This window comes from bacterium, assembly GCA_004299235.1.
In the GTDB taxonomy this organism is placed as follows: Bacteria; Chloroflexota; Dormibacteria; order Dormibacterales; family Dormibacteraceae; genus SCQL01.
The window spans coordinates 1-13,959 of record SCQL01000035.1 but is presented as its reverse complement, the minus strand read 5'-3'; the positions used below and the strand labels follow the sequence as shown (position 1 = coordinate 13,959).

Here is a 13,959-nt window from a genome sequence, read left to right as displayed (position 1 = left end):
CGTGCCCGGATCCTGCGCCTCGACCGCGCGCGCGGGCGCCGCCAGGAGCACCGCGACCACCGCCGCGGCTGCGACTCGAATCAGGCCGACTCCGCCGCGATCGCCGGCCGGCCGGGGACCGTGGGCACGGCGGGCGCGTCCTCCGGGTAGGGGACGCTCTCGTCCACCGGGTGCAGCCCGACCGAGTCGAGCAGGCCGTCGACCTCGTCGCCGACCAGCTCGCCCTGTGCCATCAGGGCCTCCGCCGCGAGGTCGATGGCTTCACGGTTGGTGTACATGAGCCGCCAGGCGTCGATGTAGGCGGCGCCCATCACCTGCGCCACCGAGCGGCGTGCATGCGGGTTGCGCAGCACGGCGGCGGCCGGGTCGGGATCCTGCAACTGCTGCATCGCCTCGACCTGTGAGATGAGGTACTCGCCGATGTCGGCCGCCTTGCGGGACAGCTGAGGCTCCAGCGGCTCGGGTCCCATGCCGTACACGCCGACCATGTGTGCCGCCGTGCTGGTGGTCTGGATCAGGTCCATGCTCACGCCCGAAGAGTTCTCACCGTAGAAGACGCGCTCGGCGGCGATCGCCCCCAGGCCCGAACGCAATCGCCCCGCGAGCTGCGAGCGGAAGCGGACGAACTGCTCCTCCTTCGGGACGTTGTAGTGGTGACCGAGCGAGCCCGAGCGCATCCGGATGGAGAGACGGACCGAGCTGCGGTCGGACTCGTAGAAGCGGGCGGCGACGGCGTGGCCGAGCTCGTGGCGCGCGACCGCGACCTTGTCCCGCTCGGTGTACTCCACCGGCTCCGCCAGGCCGGCTTCGATGTTGCCCATCGCCTCGCGCATGTCCTTCCAGGCGAACGCCTTGCGGCCGTCTTCGAACGCATAGACCAGGGCGAGCGAAAGGGCCTGCTCGATCATCGCCGGCGAATAGCCCTCGGTGATGCGCGCGAACTCGTCACGCCGCTCGGCCGAGTCGAGGTCGGGGTCGTGCGCCTTCTTGTCGAAGTAGAGCGCCGCGATGTCCTTGCGACTCTCGCGCGTGGGGATGCGAAAGGTGATCGTGCGGCCGAAGCGTCCCGGGCGCGTGACCGCTTCGTCGAGGACGGAGGGCCGGTTCGTGGCCCCCATGAAAAAGATGTTGTAGCGGGGCGGACGCAGCTGGGGGAGGCGGAGGGGAATTCGCGTCCCGTTGAACGCGACCACGCGTGGCAGGAACAGCCCGTCGAGGGTCACGTTGACCATTCGCCGCACCAGCTTCTTGAAGAAGCCAGGGTTGTCCACGCCGTCCATCTGCACGAGCAGCATGTTCAGACCCATCTGGCCGCCGCCGAGCATTCCGCCCAGGCCGCCCATCGGCCCGCCGCCACCACCCATCCCGCCGCGGCGGTTGCCCAGCGCGTCGAACTCGTCGATGAAGATGGCGCAGCCGCCCCAGCGCTTCGCCTTGGCCTTGGCCGTGCGCACCATCATGAAAACCCCGAGCACGTCCATGCCGATGAACATGCCGGCGAAAGCGGCGCCCGAGGTGACGACGATGGGCACGTGCAGGGTCGATGCGATCGCCTTGGCGAGCATCGTCTTCCCGGTGCCCGGCGGTCCGACCATGAGCACGCCGCGTTCTCGCTTGCCGCCGGCCTGCACGTAGTTGCGCCCCTGCTCGATGAGCCTGAGCATGCGCATCATCTCGCCGACCGCCGCCTTCTGGCCGCGGACGTCCTCGATCTTGACGTCGAAGTTGGCGTCCCCCGGCTCGATCGTCTCGCGACCCATGCGCGAGTAAAGGAGCATCGGGCCGAAAAAGAGCATGAAGTTCGCCAGCATCAGCGCGAACAGATACGCGAGCTGCGTGACCAGCGCCAGCAGGAACTGGGGAAGCGCGTCGAGGGCGTCGGCCGGTTGCAGCGCGTAGAACTGATATGCGCCGCCGAAGTAGGCGCCGAGCAGGATCGCGATCCAGAGGATGCGGCGCCAGAAGATGGCGCGGTTCGTCTCGACGGTCCTCTCCTGCTGGCTCGCCTCCGGCGACATGCGCTCGGTCAGGATCAGCCAGCGCCGCACGATGGTGAGCAGGCCGCGGCAGACGAGCATCGCGAGCACCGAGTACCCGATCGACCAGGCGATGCCGAGCTGCAGGTAGATATAGGCGAAGGCGAAGGCCGAACTGCCGACGAACAGCGTGAAGATCCAGAAGATGATCACGGAGGGTCACTCACTATACGTCGAGAGGTTTCGCCGAGCTCGGGCTCGGGACGCCGCCGGGTGGCGTGGAAAGCCACGAGCGCGACGCCCACGGCCACGAGCAGGTCCCCCGGGCTGTAGGCGTCGACCAGCGGGCCCGGAAGGCCGATCCAGTCGGCGAGCCAGTTGAGGTGCGTGTCGGGGCCCATGAGCACGTACTGACCCACCACTCCGCGGTCGACGAGGAGGTGCGAGCCGCGCCCCGCGAGCTCGAGTGATACCGGCATCCGGCCGCCGTTGGCGATGACGGCGATGAGGTTCATCGCGGCTCCAGCCGTCACGAGCCACACGCCCGGCAGGCGACCGAAGTGCCAGACGGTCCAGCCGACGAGGCCCGCCAGCGACAGGGTATAGACGTACTGGACGCCCTCGACGCGGTTGAGCGGGCTGGTGACGGCGGCCTCTCTGATCAACAGCACGGCCAGGACGAAGAACGGCCAGCGAAATCTCATGTTGGCCAGGTTGCCGATCCGCCCGCCGGTGGCGATGCCGGCGCCAAGACCGACTAGGACAACCCCCAGCAGTAGCACCGGTGACTACTCCGCCGCGAGCCTTGACGCCGCTCCCGCCAGAACCCTGACGCCGACCGCGAACGCGTCCTCGTCGATGCGAAACCCAGGTGAGTGGTGGGCGGGCGGCGGTCCGCCCGCGGGCATCGCGCCGAGCATGAAGTAGCAGCCTGGGATCCGGGTCAGGAACTCCGCCACGTCGTCGCTGACCGTGAGCGGACGCCCCAGGACGCTGGCCCTATCGCCGATGAGCGAACGGCCGACGTCGAGCACCGTGCGCGTGATATTCGGCTCGTTCATCAACGGTACCGTCCCGTGAACCAGCCCCAGCGTCGAGTGTACGTCGAACTCGGTGTCCGTCTCATGCAGGAGATCGCGCAGGCGGCCCAGCGCCTGCTCACGCAGCGGCGCGGTGAAGGTGCGCAGGCTGCCCTGGACGAGGACGCCTCGCGGCACGATGTTCCACGCGCCGTCGGTGCTGATGTTGCCGATGGTGGTGTGGCACTGGACGCCATCCTCTTCGAGACCCTCGACCACTGTGTGCAGGCGCTCGACGAAGAAGGCCTGCGCGGCCAGGACGTTGCCGCGTCGGCCCATCATCCCGCCGTGCCCGCCAGGCCCACCGATGTTGATCTCGAAAGCATCGGAACCGGCCCACATCAGGCCCGGCCGGGAGATGACGGTTCCCGACTCCATGAAGCTGGTCACGTGGAGGCCGATGACCGAGTCGGGGTGAAAGTCGTCGAGCAGGCCGCGCGCGATCATCGCCTTGGCCCCGCTCACGATCTCCTCGGCCGGCTGGAAGACGAAAAGGTAGCGGCCGGCGAGCTCCGAGACGCCCTCGGCGAGGGTCCGCGCGGCGCCGACCATGATCGCCATGTGAGCGTCGTGGCCGCAGGCGTGCATGCGCCCGTCCGCACGCGACTCGAACGGCACGCCGGAGGCTTCGTGAATCGGCAGGGCGTCGATGTCGGCCCGGAGCATCACCGTCTTGCCCGGCCGCCCGCTGTCGAGCACGGCGACGACGCCCGTCTCGGTCGGGCAGGGCCGCAGCTCGAGGCCGAGCTCTCGGAGCCGCTCGCCCAGCTTCGCGCTGGTGGCGTGCTCGCTGAAGCTCACCTCGGGGTGCTGGTGGAAGTGTCGTCGCAGCTCGATCACCTCGTCGAGCACGGAGCGGCTCGGCTGGGCCATCGACGCCGGATCTTCAGTCATGCACGGGAGCCAGGCCGTATCCGCGCGCGGACGCTCTGACGAAGCTCGGACCCAGGCCGGGCTCCAGCTCGTCCAGCCGGCGCCTCAAGGTCAGCAGCGCCGAATGCACGGTCGAGTGGGCGGCGTGGCTTTGGAACAGGCCCGCTTCGATGAGGTCGCGAGCGGTCGCCGGCTTGGAACCCTGGGCGAGGTGCAGGACCAGCGCGGTTTGCTGCTGGGTCAGGTGGATCTCCTCGGGCCCAAGTTTCACCGTCCGGCGGGTCGGATCGAACTCCAGGCGGCCGAACCGGTAGCTGCCGGGGCGGCCGGTGCCCCGCTCGACCAGGCGCGCCGCCAGGTCGGAGTAGATGTGGGCCATGGGCACGTTGCCCTTGACGAAGTAGGAGCTCGCGCCCAGCTCGTAGGCCTTGCGGATGGCCGCCGAGTTGACCTGCGCCGCCGACAGCACGATGACCGGCAGGCCGGGATGGTGGTGGCGGATCCACTTGAGCAGCTCGAACCCAGAGTCCTCGCTTTCGTCCAGGACCAGGTCGAGGAGCACGGCGGCGACCCGCTCTCGCTCCAGGAGTTGCCGGGCCTCGGGGGCGGAGGCCGAGGTGGAGGGTTGGTAGCCGAGGTCGTGCAGGTCGATGCGAAGCTGCTGCCGCATCGCCGCCTCGTCTTCGACCACCAGCACCGACGAACCGAGGACGTCGGCCGGACGGTAGACCTCCAGGCCGGGCGGCAGCGGCGGCAGCCGCAGATCACGATTTCGGGAATGGGCTCTCGATCCGCCCTTAGGGCTCGGATTTTCCAAGATCTGTCCTACATTATTTTTAACGCTTTTTGACGTGGTCTGAACACTCAGATTCGAAGGACCCGGTGCATACTCCCTGCCGGGTCTGGCTCAAATTGGAAAAACAAAGGGGTAATATGGGGATGACCTGGAAACTCAAAGTCCAGAGGGTAGCCTTCGCGTTGCTGGTGGTGAGTGCTTTGGCCCTGGCGTCGGGCGCCAACTTCGCGGACGGCGTCTTCGCCTGGTCCTGGTAGGCATCGGCTAGGAACCATCAATCCGGCGCTCCCGCGAGCGCCGGATCGCCGCCGGCAACAGCGCATACAGGTCGGCGCGGTCGACCGCCTTGCTCATGTAGCCGACCACGTCCGGGTCATCGGTCCCGGAGGGGAAGACGGGGTACGCGGTGTAGAAGATGACCGGCACCTTCTGCCCGCGCGCGCGCAATTCGTTCAACAGGCCCCACCCGTCCATCGGCTCGGGCAGCATCAGGTCGATGATGGCGACATCCGGGCTGTCGGACTGGGCGCGCTCGAGCGCCTGGTCGGCATCCTCGGCCATCGAGACCTTGTAGCCGAGCATGCGTAGATCGGTCTCCAGGATCACGCGCCAAGCACGCTCATCGTCGACCACGAGGACCGTGGAGCCGCGCAGCTCTTTCGGCGTCGGTGCGATCGGTTTCGGCGGGGTGAACGGCAAGGGGTTCGTGGCGCAGTATATCGGTGGCAATGCCCAGCCCCGGCCCGCGGCACGTTAGGCGCAGCGCACGGTCCAGGGCGCCGGAGAGCCCGGCACCCGGGGGCCGGCCGGTCAGGCCGGTCGCCGCCCGGCGGTCGAACACGTTGACGCCGGCGGCGGTCGCGCACGAGCTCGGGAGCTGCGTCACCGAAGCCGACATCGTCCAGGTCCTGTACCGCGGACTCCATCCCCTTTTCGGATACGACGTCGTCAACCTGCACGTGCTGGAGCGCGAGGGTTGGTATCACTCGCTGACCATGGACTCCGGCGTCCTTCAGGATCTCCGCCGGCGCCCGCTCAGCGGTTCGGTGTTCGCTCGCCAGTACGCGAGCCCGCGCAGCACCGTCATTCCCCTCGACCCCAAGCGACAGGAGATGAGCAAGGGCCCGGGGGCCGGGCGCGACACCAAGTTTGCGATCTGGATCCCGGTCGAGCACCAGGGGGAGGTCATCGGCAGCGTCATCTACCAGGCGTATCGCAACCGCCGCGTGGCGCCGACGGAGGTCGCGTTCCTCGAGGAGGTCCATCGCAGCCTCGGGATCCTGATCGCCAACGCTTCGCTCAACGAGCTCACGCGCAACCAGGCGCGGCGACTCGGTGCGCTCAACAGCATCGCCCGGGCGATGGCCTCGACCCTGGACGAGGCGAGCGTCCTGGTGGCGCTGCAGACGACCCTCAGCGAGCTCCTGCCGGTCGACAGCCTGGAGCTGGTCTCGATGCCGGGCGACCAGGCCGACCAGGCGCGCCTGCTTCACGTCGAAGCCGATTCGGAGCCGACCTCGCTTGGGGTCTCGATGCGCTCACCACAACTCGCCCAAGCGCGCTTGGTGGTGCGTGATTCGACTCCCCGCCTCACCCATGAACCGAACTCGTCGCTCTGGGTCCCGGTCAAGGAAGGCGGCGTGGTGCGCGGCGCCCTCGGCATCACAGCCTCGAAGCCGTACGTCTATGAAGCGTCGACGGCCGCCTTCATGGAACTGGTGTCCGACGAGGTCACGCTCGCGCTGCGGAACGCGCGCAGCTACGAGGCCATCGAGGATCAGAGGCGCCGCCTCGAGGTGGTCAACTCCATCGGTCGCCGGCTCGCTTCGAGCCTGGACCGCTGGTCGATCATGCGGACGCTGCGCGAGGAGCTGGCCTCCTTCCTCAGCTTCGACGGCTTCATCCTCGCCACCATCACCCAGACCGCCGACGGGCCGGTCGCCGAGGGCTACCAGCACGTGGGCGGCATCGAGGAGGTCGTGCCCCCGGTGGCCCTGGCCGTGACGGGGCCCTCCCGTGAGGCGTACGAGACCGGCCGGCCGGTGCTGGTTCGCAACTCCCCGTGGGCGCGCACCTTCGACCATAAAGACCTGCAGCGCGAGCAGTGGACGGTGGGTCGGGGCGCCGCCGTCTTCGTCTCCGGCCCTGGGACCGACCGCCGCCTCGTCTCACGTTCGTTCCTGTGGGTGCCGGTGCTGAGCGGGGAGCGAATCACCGCCATGCTGTCCCTGCAGTCATATAGCGAAAGCGCGTTCGACGACTGGCACGTGAAGCTGCTCCAGGACGTCGCCGCGCACGTGAGCCTGGCGCTCGCCAATGCGGACAACTTCAGCGAGGCGCAGGCGGAGCGGGCGCGACTCGAAGCGCTCCACCTGCTGGAGATGGGCGTGGCCGGGGCGTCCGACGAGCGCCAGATCGCCGAGGCGATCTTCTCCGTGGTCAGCGATTACCTGGAGGCGACGCGCATGGTCCTCGCCTACCTGGACGTGGCCGGCAACGTGGCCGCCTTTGCGGCCGAGCGCGGAGGTGAGACGGCTGCCGTCGGCCCCGTGCCGATCGCCGAGGAGCCTTTCTTCCGCCGGTTGATCGAGCGGCCGGGGACCGTGCTGGAGGCCGAAGCGGCCGGCGGTGAGGACCTCGCCGGGCCGATCGGCAGCTACATCTTCTCGGACGCTCCGAGCCACGTGGTGTGGGTCCCGATCGCCCAGGATGAGCGCGTGGTCGCCGGCGTGATGGCGATGCGCAACGACGGTCGCCGGATCCTGCAGGCGCGTCTCAAACTGCTCGAAGCCGCCGCGCCGGTGGTCGGCATTGCGCTGCGCACGATGCGCCTCCACCACGCCAACGAGCTGGCGCTGGCCCAGTCCGTCCGCATCCAGGAGCTCGCGGCGCTCGCCGGCCACGAGCTCATGAGCGTGGTCGCGAACATCGCCGACCAGGCCAGGACGATGCTCGAGTGCGCGGGCGCGGTCTGCTGGGCGTTCGACACCGAGGGTCGAATCAGCGCCACCCGAGGCAGCGGCGACCCGGCGGCCCAAGAAGTCTTCTCATGGTCCGGCCTGAGCTCGGAGGACAGCTGGCGCGACGCGCCCGCGGGGCTCATGAGCGGCACCGCGGACGGCCAGGCCTGGAGCCTGATCCCGCTCTGGTATGGCGACCGCCTCGTCGGCGCGATCGGTTCGGTCCACGCTTCGACGCATCTGGCCGAACCCAGCTCCGCGGCCCTGGACTTCGCGCGCCACGCGGCCGTCGCGATCGAGAACTCCCGGCTGGTCGCGGAGACGCGCGGGCGCATCCGCACGTTGGAGGCCGTGGCCGCGTTCACCCAGCTCACCCCCACCGAGCCGGACCGCGCGCGCTCGGAGATGGCGCGGTTGGTCCGCCGCGCGCTCGCCGGCTCGCAGGGTGAGCTCTGGCTGCTCGAGGACGGCCAGCTGGTACGCCGCTCGGACGATGGAGAGGCGGTGCCGAGGGTCCCGGTCGCCGACGGCGAGCAGCTGCTGCGCGCGCTGGCCTCGCCGGCCGGCGGCCGGCGGCTCCGAGCTCTCCTCGACCTGCTCGGCGCTCCCCCCGATGCCTTCGCCATTCCGATCCAGGTCGAGGGGCGATTAGCCGGCCTGCTGGTGGCGCGGATGACCGGCGGCGCCGCCGAGACCAGGCGCCTGGCCGCGGTCCTGGCCGGCCAGGCCGCGGTGCTCATCGGCCAGCTCGAGCTGGTCGACGCCCTGGACCGCGAGCGGCGGATGATGAACGCGATCCTCCGCCATTCGCCGGTTGGCGTGATGCTGGAAGACGCGGCCGGCCGGATCGTGTACGCCAATCCCGAGGTCGAGTCGATCTACAGCCTGCGGGCGGCTGAGATGCCGGGCCGGAAACCGGCGGAGATCTACGCCGCCGCCGGCGCCGTTCCGAACGAGGAGGGCGAGTCCGACGGGACCCTCGAGCTGCGCATGCACGACCCGGACCGCACGGTCCACGTGCGCCGCGTCGTCATTCCTGGACTGGAGGGCGAGCCCGCGGGCATCCTCACGCTGCACGAGGACGTGACCGCGCAGCGCCTGGCGCTCGAAGCCAAAGACCTGATGCTTCGCGCCATCGGCCACGAGGTCCGCAGTCCGGCGGCGGCGATGAAGAACACGCTGGCGGGCATGATGCAATGGGACAGCACCATCGACGCGACCGGCCGCCGCGAGCTCCTGCAGGAGGCCTACGAGTCGTCCGACCGGTTGCTCAGCCTGGTCGAGAGCCAGCTGATCATCGCCAAGCTCGAGACGCGCCACTTCGAGCCGAGCCCGGAGCCGGTCGATCTCGGGCCGGCCGTCGACGGTGTGATGAGCATCCTCCAGCACCGCTACGCGGAACGGTCGGCCGCGGTCGAGGTCAGTCTCCCGCCCGATCTGCCCGCGGCGTTCTGCGAGCCGGCTCATCTCGGGCAGGTGCTCACCAACCTGATCGGCAACGCTCTCGAGTACACCTCCGAGCCGGTGATGGTCGAGGCCCGCCTGGCGCAGCGCGGCTGGCTCGAGATCACGGTGGCCGACCGCGGCCAGGGGCTTCCGGCCGCGGGCCTGGACAGCCTGTTCGAGAAGACAGGACCGGCAGGCCGCAGCCGATCACAGGGCGGCCTGGGCCTTGGGCTCTACCTGTGCCGGCTGGTGGTCGAGCGCTCGTTCGGCGGTCGCATCTGGGTCGCCTCGAGCGACCGCAGGGGGACGACCTTCAAGTTCACGGTTCCCGCACGAGTCCGCCCCTGAGAGGCACCGCTTCCTGCCGGGTCTTCCAACCACTAACGTTAGGCCTTCCATGAACGCCGCCGCGCCGCTGTGGGTGAGGGTTGGCGGCGGGATGGAGTCGATCCCCGACCGCCTCCGCCACGGACCCGCTGATGTCGAGTTTCCGCCGCCCGGCGGACCGTGGGAGCCGCTGGTCCTGAACGGCCGCCTTGTCGGCTGGGGGGAGCGTGGCGGCCTCGCGCTGGCGCGCCGCTGCGCCGAGCTCGGCCAGCGGCTTGGCGAGCAGCACCGCGACTACGTACTGGGACGCCTCGGCCACAAGCTGCGGTCGGCTGTCCTGGCGCTCCAGGAATCGGCCCGGCAGGCCGCGTTCGGCCGGCCCGAGCTGCTGGAGGCGGTCTTCGAGCAGGCGCAGGAGGTCGGCCGGCGCGCCGCGGCGGTGGAGGCCGCCGCCATCCAACCCAAGGACGGCGCTCGTGGGGTCGTGCTCGGAGCGGTGCTCAACCTCGCTCTGCCCAGCGGGGGGCGGGACCTGCCGCCGGAGGCCGTGGTGACCGGCTCGGAGCCGGCGCTGGTCGAGGCCTTCACCCGGGCGCGGGAATGGCTGGGCGGACAGGGAGTCGTCATCGCGGCCGAACCGGTCGGCTCGTGGTGGAAGGTCAGCCTGGAGGCCACCGGCGAGCGTCGGCCCCTGGCCATGCCGGAGATGGGCGAGCCGCTCCTGCGGCTCATCGTCGATACGCATCTCGATGGCTGGCTCGATTCGAGCCGCCGGGATCGCGCCGACATCTACCTGCCGGCCCAACCCCTCCGTTGACCGCGGTACGCCGGGTGGTGGCGCCCAACGCCGGACCGTACACCGGGCCCGGGACCAACACCTGGATCGTCGAGGCGGGCCCGGTGGTGGCGGTCATCGACCCGGGCCCTGACGACGACCGCCACCTGCAGGCTCTCAACCAGAAGCTCGCCGGCGCGACCGTCGGCGTCGTCCTGGTGACTCATTCGCATCCCGATCACCTGCCGCTCGCGGAGCGTTTCGCCAGGCCCCATCACGCTTCGGTCCGCCGTTACCCGGAGCTTGGTGACGGCGACGTCGTGCGAGTCGGCACGCTCAACGTGACCGCGCTTCACACCCCCGGCCACAGCGCCGACCACCTGTGCTTCTGGCTCGCGGGCGACGGCGCGATGTTCACCGGCGATCTGATACTGGGGCGCGGCAGCTCGATGGTCACCTACCCGGAGGGCGACGTGGCCGCCTACCTGCGCTCGCTCGACAGGCTGGCCGAGCTCAAGCCCCGGATGCTGTTCCCAGGCCACTGGGACCCGGTGACCGGCGCCATGGCAAAGATCGCCGGCTACCGCGCTCACCGGCTGGAGAGGGAGGCGCAGGTGCTCGCCGAGATCAGGCGAGGGCGGGGCACCGCGCATGAGCTGACCCGGCGCGTGTACGGGACCGAGCTCGAGGACAGGCTGAGGGTGGCGGCGGAGATGACGCTGCGGGCGCATCTCCGCAAGCTGGTCGACGACGGCGCCGTGCGCGTTCGCGGCACCGGTGGCGAAGAGGTCTACGAACCGACGGTATCGTAGGCGGCGTGATCGATCCGCGGCCGCCGATGCTTGCGTTGCCGGCGGCAGACCTGGAGTCCTGGCTCGCCGCCCAGGACGCACCTGCCTACCGCCGGCGCCAGGTTTGGGGCTGGCTGGCGCGGGGCGCGACATCTTTCGCCTCGATGCATGACGTGCCCAAGCAACTCCGGCTCGCGCTCGACCGCGACTTTCGCGCCACCTCGCTGCGCCCGATCGCGTTCAGCCAAGCGGAGCGCGGGCTCACCTCCAAGACGCTGTTCGAGCTCGATGGCGGCCATTCGGTGGAGGCCGTCGTCATGCGCTACGCGGATCGCTCGACCCTGTGCATCTCTTCGCAGGCCGGCTGCCCGATCGGATGTCCGTTTTGCGCCACCGGCAAGTTTCCCTTCGGCCGCAACCTCAAGGCCCACGAAATCGTGGAGCAGGCGGTCGACGCCGCACGGCTGCTGGCGAGCGAAGGCCGGCGGCTGTCGCATGTGGTGTTCATGGGCATGGGCGAGCCGATGGCGAACTACCAGTCGGTCATCGAATCCGTGCGCCGCCTCGCCGACCCGGACCTGCTCGGCATCAGTCCGCGGCGGATCGTCGTCTCGACGAGCGGCCTCATCCCGCGCATCACGCAGCTCGGTGATGAGAAGCTGCCGGTGACGCTCGCGATCTCGCTACACGCCGCTCGTGACGAGCTGCGTGACGTGCTGGTGCCCATCAATCGCAAGTACCCGGTGGGCGACCTGGTGGAGGCGGCACAGGGCTACGGGGCGAAGACGGGCCGGCGGGTCAGCTACGAGTGGGTGCTGCTGGCGGGAGTCAACGACACCGAGCGAGACGCGAAGGAGCTCGGTGGACTGCTGCGCCGCAAGCTCGCGCATGTGAACCTCATCCCGTTCAACCCGGTTGAAGGCACGCCCTATCGTGCCCCCGACCGCCCGTCGATCCGGCGCTTCAAGGAGATGGTGGAGGCGCAGGGATTGAACGTCACCGTGCGCGACACACGCGGCCGCGAGGCCGACGCCGCCTGCGGCCAGCTGCATGAGCGGGTCATGCGCAGCCGGCAGGCGGTGGCCACCTCAGCCGGGCACGCGCAGGGCGCGCTCTGAACCATCGGCGCGCTGTACGCCGGCACTTCCGGTTTCAGCTACCAGGGCTGGCGGGGTGATTTCTATCCGGCCGGCCTTGCCGGCTCGAAGATGCTCGCCTACTACTCGGAGCGGCTCAACGGCGTCGAGCTGAACGGCAGCTTCTATCGAACCCCGCCGGAGCCGACCCTGGTGAGGTGGGCCGCCACGACCGAGCCGGGCTTTCGGTTTTGCATGAAGGCCAACCGCGGCCTGACGTACTCGGCGGAAGGCTTCGATCGTGTCGGCCTGGCGCGGCTCTTCGGCGAGCGCGTGGCGCCGCTCGGCGAGCGGCTCGGTCCGATCCTGCTGCAGTTCCCGCCGGCGCGACAGCTCAACGTCGAGCTTCTCGACTCGCTGCTGGGCGCGCTCGGCCGGCCGGCCGCGGCGGAGTTCCGCCATGAGTCCTGGTTTCACGACCAGACGTATCGCGTCCTCCGCGCCCATGGGAGCGCGCTGGTCGTCACCGATGAGGAGAAGTGGCCCCGCGCGCCGCTCGTCGACCTCGGTCCGGCCGCCTACTTCCGGCTGCGGCGGGGCTACACCACAGCATCGCTGCGGCCGTGGCTCGCGGAGCTGAGATCCGCGGTCGCCTCGCACGACGAGGTCCACGTCTACTTCAAGCACGATCCGGAATCGCCGTCGCTGGCGCGCCGCGTGCTGCGCCTCGTGGCGGCTAACCTGTCCGATCCCCGAGTAGCCGAGACGCGCGGCGGCTGAAGGACTGGGAAGAGGGCGTGCGCGTGGGGCTCGGAGGCCCACAAGCTATGTCGGTGGGGAAGGATGACCCCCTCTCCCCTCCGGGGAGAGGGCGAGGGTGAGGGGCGCGGGCTGGCTACCACCGCGCGAGAGAGATTTTGTTACTGATTTACAGCCTTCAGTTGCTTGACACCCCAAACGGATGTTTGGTAGCATGGTCCGTATGTTGGGGGTTGGGGGCACAGACCTTGAGGAACTGGCGCTCGCGGTGCGCAAATTCCAGCGCCGCGACGAGCGCCGCGTCGACGCCAAGGGCCTGCGCGGCCTGATCGACGCCTTGGAGGGCGAGTTCGCCGCCGAAGCCCGCCGCCTCCAGGAGTCGGGCGAGCATCTGGAGGGCGGCAGCGTCTCCGCCGTCGCCTGGCTGAGCCGGACCTGCGCCATGTCCGCCACCTCCGCCGCCGACCGACTCTGCGTCGGTGAGCAGCTGGAGTCGCTACCCAAAGTCGCCCAAGCCCTCGGCTCGGGGGAGATCGGCTACCAGTCGACGGCCCTGCTCTGCCACCTGCGCCAGCAGCTCGACGACAAGCACGAGCTCTTCGACGAAGAAGAGATGCTGGAGCTGGCGCGCCGGCACTCCGTCTCCAGCCTGCGCTTTCTCTGCCGCTACGCCCGCCATGTCGCCGACCCCGACGGCTTCTTCAACCAGGCGGAAGAGGACTACAGCCGCCGCCGCCTGCACGTCAGCCTGATGGCCGACGGCATGCACGCCATCGAGGGCGTGCTCGACCCCGAAGGCGGAGCGGCGCTGCGCACGGCGCTGGAGGCCCTGGCCAAGCGGCTGGGCCCGGACGACGAGCGCAGCCACCGCCAGCGGATGGCGGACGCCCTGGTCGAGTGTGTGGGGCACGCCATGGACGAGCGCTGCCGCGACGCAACGGGGTCAGGCCGCACCTCACCCTGACGACCACGCTGGAGGGGCTGAAGAACGAGCTCGGCGCCCCCGCGGCCGACCTCGAGCTCTCGCTGCCGATCTCCACCCGGACGGTGGAGCGCCTGGCCTGCGACGCCGCCATCTCCCGCGTCCTGCTCGCCGGCTCG

At 69.7% G+C, this 13,959-nt stretch carries 11 protein-coding genes; 6 read left to right on the top strand and 5 right to left on the bottom strand.

The genetic code is table 11. The features are described from left to right. Positions 1-80: 80 nt before the first annotated feature. From EPN29_13310 to EPN29_13290, 5 genes are all read right to left on the bottom strand, one after another. A complete protein-coding gene (locus EPN29_13310; GenBank protein ID TAN31403.1) occupies positions 81-2,189 on the bottom strand; it encodes an AAA family ATPase in 2,109 nt (702 codons plus the stop codon). Further along, positions 2,186-2,758, bottom strand: coding sequence for a hypothetical protein (locus tag EPN29_13305; GenBank protein ID TAN31402.1), 573 nt, complete (start codon positions 2,756-2,758; stop codon positions 2,186-2,188). The genes EPN29_13310 and EPN29_13305 overlap by 4 nt, the downstream gene beginning before the upstream one ends. 6 nt (positions 2,759-2,764) lie before the next feature. Beyond that, positions 2,765-3,949 (bottom strand): amidohydrolase, encoded by a 1,185-nt coding sequence (locus tag EPN29_13300; protein ID TAN31401.1) that lies wholly within the window; start codon positions 3,947-3,949, stop codon positions 2,765-2,767. Next, positions 3,942-4,745 (bottom strand): response regulator transcription factor, encoded by an 804-nt coding sequence (locus EPN29_13295; GenBank protein TAN31400.1) that lies wholly within the window; start codon positions 4,743-4,745, stop codon positions 3,942-3,944. Before EPN29_13295 ends, EPN29_13300 begins: the two co-directional genes overlap by 8 nt. Before the next feature lie 243 nt (positions 4,746-4,988). Then, positions 4,989-5,453: a response regulator gene (locus EPN29_13290; protein ID TAN31399.1), complete on the bottom strand. Its 465-nt coding sequence runs from the start codon at positions 5,451-5,453 to the stop codon at positions 4,989-4,991. Between EPN29_13290 and EPN29_13285 the strand changes: the two genes are divergently transcribed. From EPN29_13285 to EPN29_13260, 6 genes are all read left to right on the top strand, one after another. Beyond that, positions 5,453-9,478 (top strand): GAF domain-containing protein, encoded by a 4,026-nt coding sequence (locus EPN29_13285; GenBank protein ID TAN31398.1) that lies wholly within the window; start codon positions 5,453-5,455, stop codon positions 9,476-9,478. The two genes, EPN29_13290 and EPN29_13285, sit on opposite strands and share 1 nt — an antisense overlap. A 579-nt stretch (positions 9,479-10,057) precedes the next feature. After that, positions 10,058-11,044 (top strand): MBL fold metallo-hydrolase, encoded by a 987-nt coding sequence (locus EPN29_13280; GenBank protein TAN31397.1) that lies wholly within the window; start codon positions 10,058-10,060, stop codon positions 11,042-11,044. 5 nt (positions 11,045-11,049) lie between these two features. Further along, the gene (gene rlmN, locus EPN29_13275; protein ID TAN31396.1) at positions 11,050-12,141 is read left to right on the top strand and encodes a 23S rRNA (adenine(2503)-C(2))-methyltransferase RlmN; all 1,092 of its coding nucleotides are present in this window, start codon (positions 11,050-11,052) and stop codon (positions 12,139-12,141) included. A 90-nt stretch (positions 12,142-12,231) separates the two neighbouring features. Then, the gene (locus EPN29_13270; protein TAN31395.1) at positions 12,232-12,879 is read left to right on the top strand and encodes a DUF72 domain-containing protein; all 648 of its coding nucleotides are present in this window, start codon (positions 12,232-12,234) and stop codon (positions 12,877-12,879) included. Positions 12,880-13,060: 181 nt separating this feature from the next. Further along, positions 13,061-13,822 (top strand): DUF222 domain-containing protein, encoded by a 762-nt coding sequence (locus tag EPN29_13265; protein TAN31394.1) that lies wholly within the window; start codon positions 13,061-13,063, stop codon positions 13,820-13,822. Continuing rightward, positions 13,756-13,959: DUF222 domain-containing protein (locus tag EPN29_13260; GenBank protein ID TAN31393.1), on the top strand; the 204-nt coding region annotated here is incomplete at its 3' end. The genes EPN29_13265 and EPN29_13260, both read left to right, overlap by 67 nt.